We start from the raw sequence: 8,451 nt of genomic DNA, 5'->3' as shown, positions 1-8,451 counted from the left end.
TAAAGGACGTCAGTTCGATTGGTTTTTGCGAAACTTTCTATCGCAGCACAGTCCCGTCAGTTCGAGTGATTTTAAGAACTGAAAACGCTAGTTTTCAGTTCTTAAAATTGTATCGAGAACCGTTGTGCTAACGAAGCTTCTCGATACTATTTTAAACTCAAAAGCTGCTGCTTTTAACTTTAAAAATCACTCGAAGTGACGTGGCCAAGACGTTTTGTAGTAGTTCATAATTCCGGAAAATAAGAGAAGTTTTGGTTTTGGTTTTTTCTGACAATTTTTTATTCTATATTTGGTCAATACAACCCATTACTTCAAAAATGAAACATCTCTTTATTTCCTTGGCATTTATGGTTACTGCTACCCTAAGTGCGCAAACCGATTATGCTGCCGTATACAACAGTAAAGTCTTCATACAAAACGGTGTAAAATTGTACGAAGAAGAAAAATACGATGCTGCCATCAAAGAATACCAAAAGGTAGATGCACTCGACCCGGAGTATGGTTCAGCCCAGTATGAAATTGCCTTAGCACTTTCTGCCTCAGAAAAAAAAGAGGCATTAAAAGCCCATTTTGAAAAATTGTACAAAACCAAATGGATGAAAAAACTACCAAACCTTTATACGCTGTACGGTAGTTTTTTAAGTGATGGAGAAAAGTATGAGGAATCCGAAAAAATGTTCAAAGAAGGTTTACAGTTTATTCCAAACAGTACCAATCACCAATACAACCTTGCCATTTTATATTACAGAGCCAAGAAAACGCAAGAATGTATTGACATCTTAAAAAGAATTGTTTCACAAAACCCTAATAGCGCTTCTTCTCATTATTTATTGGGTGCTGTAGCTTTAGAGAACGGTAAAATTGCCGAAGGAAGTATGGCGCTCCTATCCTATTTAATGATTGCGCCTACCGGAAAATTTGCCAAAAATGCGGTATTCAAACTCAACGCTAAAATGGGTGAAAACTACTTGGAAAAAAGCAAATTCGTTTTCTCAAAAACCGGAGACAACTTTGAAGAATTAGAAACCATCCTGCGCAACCAATTACCCTTACGCAGTGCCTACAAAATAGAATCGAAAATTGATGATGCCGTAACCCGACAAGTACAAGCCATTTTAGAATACAGCCAAAACCATAAAATGGGCGACGGCTTTTTTGAAACCACTTACTTGCCTTGGTTAAAATCTGTCGCCGATCAAAAACAAATTGAAGGTTTTAGCTATTATATTTTAATGGGATTGGAAGAAGAGTTGGGCAAAAGTCTATTGGCTCAAAAAAAGAAAATCCTTCAGTTTAGTGAAGATTATATCGGCAATGACTTTTGGAATGTATTTGCCCGAAGAAAAATGAATCTTTTCGGAGAAGAAAAAGAAGTCATTGTTTATCTAGACGAAGGGCTTCCCAACTTAATCGGTACAGTAGTAAATGGTAAAAAAGAAGGCAAATTCAAACTCCTTAACGAATTTGAAAACTTAAGCGGTGAATTGCAGTTCGCTGACAATGAACTTAACGGATTACAAAAATACTTCAACAACGAAGGAAAGGTTTACGAAGAGAAATCTTATGCTAACGGCAAACTCAATGGTAAACGAACAGTGTATTACAGTAACGGCAACATCAGTCTGGAGGAAAATTATAAAGAGGATAAACTCGAGGGCAAATCAACTTCCTACCATGTCGCCGGCGGGATTAACTGCGACGGTTCTTTTACCAACGGGGAAATTAACGGTTCTCTGACTTGTTACTATCCTACAGGAACCAAGAAAAACGAAAGTACCTATGTGAACGGTAAATTGGAAGGTGTTTACAATACCTATAATAAAATGGGCGACTTATCGTCGACAGAAACTTACAAAAACGGTGAGTTGGAAGGCAAATATTTTAAATATTACGATGGCAAAACCATTCAAGAAGAAGCGGAATACAAAGCCGGTAAAGTAGTTAATTCGTTTAAAAAATACTATACCAACGGTAAAGTAGAAGAAGATTTTTTATACTTAGACGGTAAACTAACTGCTTCATCAGAATATTACGCAACCGGAGTAAAATCGGGAGAATCGGTATACAACGAAAAAGGAGAATTGATGTCGACTTCCTATTTCAATCCGTCAGGTGAAAAATATTATGATGAAGTTTACAATTCAAAAGAAATCAAACTCATCAGACAATACAGTCGTGATAATCCCAAGCCAACCGAAATTAATTTGGCCCGAAAATCATTTGAAATCAAAACCCTTGACGGTAAAGTAGTAGCCACCGGTGCTTTCGAAAAAGGCAGAAGAAACGGCGAGTGGAAATTCCAATCTGAAGCCGGAAATTTAGAAGCCATTACTGCTTTTGTAAAAGGCGAAAGAGAAGGAATTACCAAAAACTATTCTAAAAACGGCTTAATCAATTCAATTAGTTTTTACGCCAAAGACACCCTACAAGGACGCAATGAAATTTTTACCGACCGTGGTTTGAAAAAGATATACAATTACAGAAACGGCAATTTAAATGGTCCGTACAAAGTGTTTTATTCCGATGGGAACATTTTAAATCAAGGCTTCTATGACGAAGATGAATTGGAAGGTGATCGCATAACTTACTCCCAATCGGGACAAGTGATGAGTGTAGAAAATATGTACCGAAACATTACGCTGTCAACAGACTACTACAATACTAAAGGCGAACTCGAAAGCACTTTAGTATACGACCACAAATCGGGTGCGGTAACCCAAAGTATCAACAACGGCGCTTTTACCTCTTCTTTTGAACTTAAAAATGGTTTCTTAAACGGCAAATACCTCCGCAAAGACAAAAACAACAAAACTATTTTGGAAGGTGACTATAAATGTGGTTCTCCCATTAATGTATACAAAGAATACGGTCCAAATGATACTATTTTACTAGAACAAACTTATTACAATGGATTAATCAACGGCGTTTCAAAAAATTACGATTTGACCGGACATTTGAAAATTACATCAGAATACAACTTTGGTGTAGAAAACGGGAAAACCATTCGTTACTACCATAACAAGTCGAAAATGTATGAGTACAACCAACAAAACGACCTTAAAGAAGGGAACTTTACCTACTTCAACTTAAAAGGAGAAGCGTTAATGACTATCTTCTTTTTAGACGATGCGCCTGTATATTATCTTAAAAAATCAAACAGCGGAGAACTAAGTGAAAAAGTTCTTATTGTAAACCAAACCGGAACACTCACTTCAAACTATCCTAACGGTAAAGTTGCCTTGCAAATCACTTTTGACAAAGGCAACAAACAAGGCGATTTTGTCATCAACAATGAACAAGGCAAACCCGAATACAAGGCTTTTTACAAAGACGATGTGGTGCATAATGACCGCATTGAATATTATGCCAACGGTGCTGTTTATTTGAAAGAACACTTTGTAAACAATGATTACGAAGGCGTTCAGGAATACTACAAAGAAGACGGAAAACCTTGGATCAAAGCCGAATACAAAAATGATGAATTGCACGGTAAAACTCAAATCTTTACCAATGGCGTATTAACCGTAACTAAAAAATATGACTCAGACTATTTGGTGGAAATTATCAAGTAAGGTAATGGTGGTTTTGGCTGTTGGGTTAAGTCCGATGGCTGTTCAGGCCCAAAGTAATTTCGAAACTTACAAGAAACAATATCCCGACTTCAACGAATTGATTGTCAACAACACCACTTCTTACACTATCAGCATAGTAGATAAGAAGTTGAAAGTGATTCAAGACAACCAATACGAGTCGATGATTTTATCCGACAACGGCATTCAAAACAACAAAGAAAGTTTTTCGTATTCCGATTTTGTCAAACTAATTTCTTACGATGCCTACACGATAGTATCTAACAGCGGTAAAGAGAAAAAAATTAAAGTTACCCAAGCCTTAGAAAAACAATCACGCGGTGGCTCGGTTTTTCACGATGATGTAAAAGTCAAACAAATGTCGTTTCCCAACTTAGAAGCCGGTGCCAAAAAAGTATTTGAATATACTACTGAGTTCACCGACCCGAATTTGCTGCATAAATTCATCTTCGGCGAAGTACTGCCGGTAAAAAATGCAAGCTTGGAAATTAAAGTGGATAAAAATGTCAACATTGGTTTCAAACTGTTTAACGATCCGAACAATCAGATCGCTTTCAACAAAATTGAAAAGAAGGATTATAACCTTTACCAATGGACACTAAAAGACGGAAAACCTATCAAATTTGAAGGCAATGCACCCAGCATGCTTTACAGTGTGCCACACCTTATTTTTTACATTGAAGACTACACCGCCGATAAAAACAAAGTAACGCTTTTAGGCGATATCCAACGCATGTACACTTACTACAGTGGCTTTGTAGAAAACCTGAATAGCAAAGAAGACAAGGCTTTAAAAGAAATAGCACAAACCATTACCGCCAACAAAACCAGCGAAGAAGAAAAAATAAAAGCGATTTTTTATTGGGTTAAAGACAACATCAAATACATTGCTTTTGAGAACGGTTACGAAGGTTTTATTCCTCGTGAAGCGGCATTGGTTAACGAACGTAAATTCGGCGATTGCAAAGACATGGCCAGTATTATTACCGCTATGGCCAAATATGCAGGCGTTTCCAATACTTACTTGGCTTGGATTGGCACCCGAAATATTCCGTATTCCTTCAGTGAAGTGGCCACGCCTTCTACTACCGACCACATGATTGCCGTGTACAAAAAAGGATCGGAATACATCTTTTTAGATGCCACCGACCAAGAAACGGCCTACGGCTTGCCATCGGCATTTATCCAAGACAAAGAAGCACTCTTGTACAATGGCGATCAATACCAAATTGTAAAAGTACCTATTACACCACCGGCAAAAAATTTAATCCAGGATTCCGTGGTTTTAACCCTGAATGACGAAAAAATTACCGGCTCGGGCTGGTTGCAAATTTCAGGCTACAACCGAACCAATACTTTAGGACAATTGGGCGATGCCGCCAACAAAACCCGCTTTGAAATGATTAAGAGTTTAGTCCTCAAAGGCAACAATAAATTTACACTAAACGACTATTGCGAAGCCAACACTAAAGACAGAGACAAACCCTATGAAGTGGGTTACGACTTTGATATCGAAAATTACATTGTTAAAGTAGATAAAGAACTTTACCTCAACTTGGTCTTCGATAAATATTACGAGAAATCCAATTTAGAGAAAGACCGAGAAGCCAACTACGATTTTGACAACTTAAACCAATTCATTTCCACCGTTACTTGTGTGATACCGAATGATTATGAAGTAAAATACGTTCCGAAGAATTTCGAATTAGACAACGAACTCATTAAGGTTCAATTGATTTACCATTACCACGGCAACACCGTTTCGATGAAAGCCACCTTGGAGACCAAAAAAATAATGCTGGAGAAAAAGGATTTTGCCCTTTGGAATGAAACGGTAAAAAAACTCAAATCGGGTTACGCTGAAACCATCATTTTAAAAGAAAAATAAACGCCTAAAATAGAAGTACATGAAATTCAACTTTGCCAACAATATTGCCACGTTAGCCGTTCTTTTGTTTTCGGTTTCACTTTACGCTCAAGAGTTTAGCTTCCAAAATTACCATTGGGACGATAAAAATACCTTAGTCGATATACCGGCAGCATACAAAGACGAAAAAGAAGTGGTTTTATCTCGAGTAACCAAAATAGAATTGGCCACTAAAGGAAAAGGCGCCACTCAATATTATATGGTTCATGAACGTACATACATCAACTCAAACGACGCAGTAGAACGCAACAACAAAGTGTATATTCCGTTTAAAATGAACGAAAGTGTGCTCGAAACCAAAGTCCGCGTAATCCAACAAAACGGCAAAGTGACCTTGTTTGATAAAAAAGATATCAAAGAAGAAGTGGATGAAGAAAAACAAATCAAATACAACTACTTCGCCATTACCGGCTTGGAAAAAGGAAGCGTTATAGAAAAAATATACATGCTGGAAGAGTTTCCTGAATTGGATGGTAAAACCATGCGCATGCAATCGAGTGTGCCGATTGTGAACAACGAATTCCAACTGATCTATCCGGGTCATTTGAAATTTAAAACCAAATCGTCTAACGGTTTACCTGAAGCAATTGAAGCAACAGCAGCCGATACTTTGAAAAAAACACTAACCGTAATAGATAAAAATATTGCGCCATTAGAAGATGACGAAAAGTACTCTAACCGCGATGTGTACCTCAAAATGTTCCGTTACAAATTGGATGAGAATTTTTATACCGGTGCCAAAAACATCAACAGCTACGCCAAATTTACCTCTAATTTTTACGACAGAATCAATCCGATACTCGACAAAAAACAACTGAAAACCATCGAAGATTTTTGCAGTCAGATTCCAAAATCAAACGACTTGCAAGAACAAATTTGGAACATCGAAAACAAAATCAAAAAAACCATCGCTTTCAATTTATATGCCGAAAGTGCCGAAAGTATAGCTGATATCATCAAAACCAAACAAGCGCATAAAGTTGATTTACTCAAATTATACTCGGCCATTTTCAGACAATTTAAAATTGAAAATAAAGTGGTCTTGACTTCAAACCGTTTTGAAATTCCGTTTGAAAAAGACTTTGAGAGTTATGAAAATTTAGATGAAGCTTTATTCTATTTCCCAAGCATTAAAAAATACCTCACGCCAACCGAAATTGAATACCGCATTCCCTTATTCCCTGATGGTTTAGGCAATAACAACGGCTTATTCATCAGTGAAAAAATATTTGGCGGCGTTGGAATGGGAATCAGCGAAATTAACTTTATCGAATTGCCGGGCGTAGAAATCACTACCGATCATATGGTCATTACAGCCGATTTTACAGATAATCTAGAAAATCCGAAAATCACCACTTCCATCGACTTTGGTGGTTATACGGCTATGAATTTCCAACCAATAAAAGATTTTACTTCGGCAGACCAATACCAAACGATTTTGAAAAGCATAGCCGAAAACTATACGATTAACACCGAATATTCTTCACTTAAAACCGAAAATGACGGCGTAGAAAACATTGGTAAAAAACCTTTTGTCATGCAACTGACTTTTGAGGGAAAAGACTTGATTCAGAATGCCGGCGGGAATTATTTGTTTTCTATAGGGAAACTAATTGGCAGTCAAATGGAATTGTACCAGGAAAACAAAAGAACACTTCCCGTTGAAATTGACCATCCGCATGCTTACCAAAGAACGCTTAAAATCATATTGCCAAAAGGCATAACAGCCAAGAATTTAGAGAAATTCAACATGAACTTCAAAACCGACCTCAACAACAAAACCGAAGCCGGGTTTGTAAGCAGTTACTCTGAAAAAGAAGGTGTGATTACCGTAACCAATACCGAATTTTACAATGTGGTGAATTATCCGCTGGAAAAATTCAACGACTACAAAAACGTCATTAACGCCGCAGCCGATTTCAATAAAATTGTCATCATGCTAACGAAAATGTAAACGATACTTTCCATTTTAAAAACCTCTTCCCTAATCCGAAGAGGTTTTTTTATGCCAATATGACAATTGTCATTTTAATTGGTGCACTGTCGTTTTACATTTGTTCTTGTAAAATTATATCATGTCAGTTTCATTAGTCCAAAAATATAACGTTCCCGGTCCGAGATACACCAGTTATCCGACAGTTCCGTATTGGGATGAAAGTTCATTTTCTCGCAATAAATGGATAAATACTTTCGTGAAAAGTTTTACCGAAAGCAATACTACTGAAGGAATAAGCCTGTACATACATTTGCCGTTTTGTGAAAGCTTGTGTACGTTTTGCGGTTGCCATAAGCGCATTACCAAACGCCATGAAGTAGAACATCCTTACATTGAAGCCGTTTTAAAAGAATGGAACTTGTATTGCGAAGCTTTTCCGGAAAAACCAATTATCAAAGAAATTCATTTGGGTGGCGGTACGCCTACTTTCTTTTCCCCCGAAAACTTGGAACGCCTGATTAACGGCATCTTTTTAAGAGCCGATAGAGCTGCAGCATACGAGTTTAGTTTTGAAGGCCATCCAAACAATACCTCCCGAGCCCATTTGCAAAAATTATATGATCTAGGCTTTCGGCGTGTAAGTTTCGGTGTTCAGGATTATTCAGATAAAGTCCAAACGGCTATCCATCGCCTGCAACCTTTTCACAATGTGGCTAAAGTTACTTTTTGGGCCAGAGAAATAGGCTATACATCCATATCACACGATTTGATATTTGGGTTACCGTTCCAAACTTTAGACCATGTGATTGATACCATTGAAAAAACCAACTCTTTGGCGCCCGATAGATTGGCTTTTTACAGCTATGCCCATGTGCCTTGGATTAAAGGCAATGGACAACGCGGTTTTAAAGATGAAGACGTGCCGAAAGACGACGAAAAACGCAAACTCTACGAAGTGGGAAAAGCACTGTTGGCCGAGCGTGGCTATCACGAAATCG

Annotated in this window: 4 protein-coding genes; all 4 read left to right on the top strand. The window is 37.6% G+C overall.

Going from position 1 to position 8,451, the window contains the following annotated elements; translation table 11 throughout:
* Positions 1-317: 317 nt before the first annotated feature.
* Positions 318-3,572, top strand: coding sequence for a CDC27 family protein (locus ACIQ32_RS10575; RefSeq protein WP_396195658.1), 3,255 nt, complete (start codon positions 318-320; stop codon positions 3,570-3,572).
* Positions 3,538-5,478 carry a DUF3857 domain-containing protein gene (locus ACIQ32_RS10570; protein ID WP_396195657.1) on the top strand — a complete coding sequence of 647 codons (1,941 nt, stop codon included), beginning with the start codon at positions 3,538-3,540 and terminating at the stop codon, positions 5,476-5,478. Before ACIQ32_RS10575 ends, ACIQ32_RS10570 begins: the two co-directional genes overlap by 35 nt.
* 19 nt (positions 5,479-5,497) lie before the next feature.
* Positions 5,498-7,471: a DUF3857 domain-containing protein gene (locus ACIQ32_RS10565; protein ID WP_396195656.1), complete on the top strand. Its 1,974-nt coding sequence runs from the start codon at positions 5,498-5,500 to the stop codon at positions 7,469-7,471.
* A gap of 121 nt (positions 7,472-7,592) precedes the next feature.
* The coding region (locus ACIQ32_RS10560) for a coproporphyrinogen-III oxidase family protein (RefSeq protein WP_396195655.1) at positions 7,593-8,451 on the top strand (859 nt) is incomplete at its 3' end.

The organism is Flavobacterium sp. (assembly GCF_044373165.1).
Classification (GTDB): domain Bacteria; phylum Bacteroidota; class Bacteroidia; order Flavobacteriales; family Flavobacteriaceae; genus Flavobacterium.
This window is presented reverse-complemented; position numbering and strand designations above follow the sequence as displayed.

Excerpts from the sequence above, each read along its gene's own strand:
- ACIQ32_RS10575 (WP_396195658.1), top strand. The coding sequence starts at position 318 with ATGAAACATCTCTTTATTTCCTTGGCATTTATGGTTACTGCTACCCTA.
- ACIQ32_RS10570 (WP_396195657.1), top strand. The coding sequence starts at position 3,538 with ATGACTCAGACTATTTGGTGGAAATTATCAAGTAAGGTAATGGTGGTT.
- ACIQ32_RS10565 (WP_396195656.1), top strand. The coding sequence starts at position 5,498 with ATGAAATTCAACTTTGCCAACAATATTGCCACGTTAGCCGTTCTTTTG.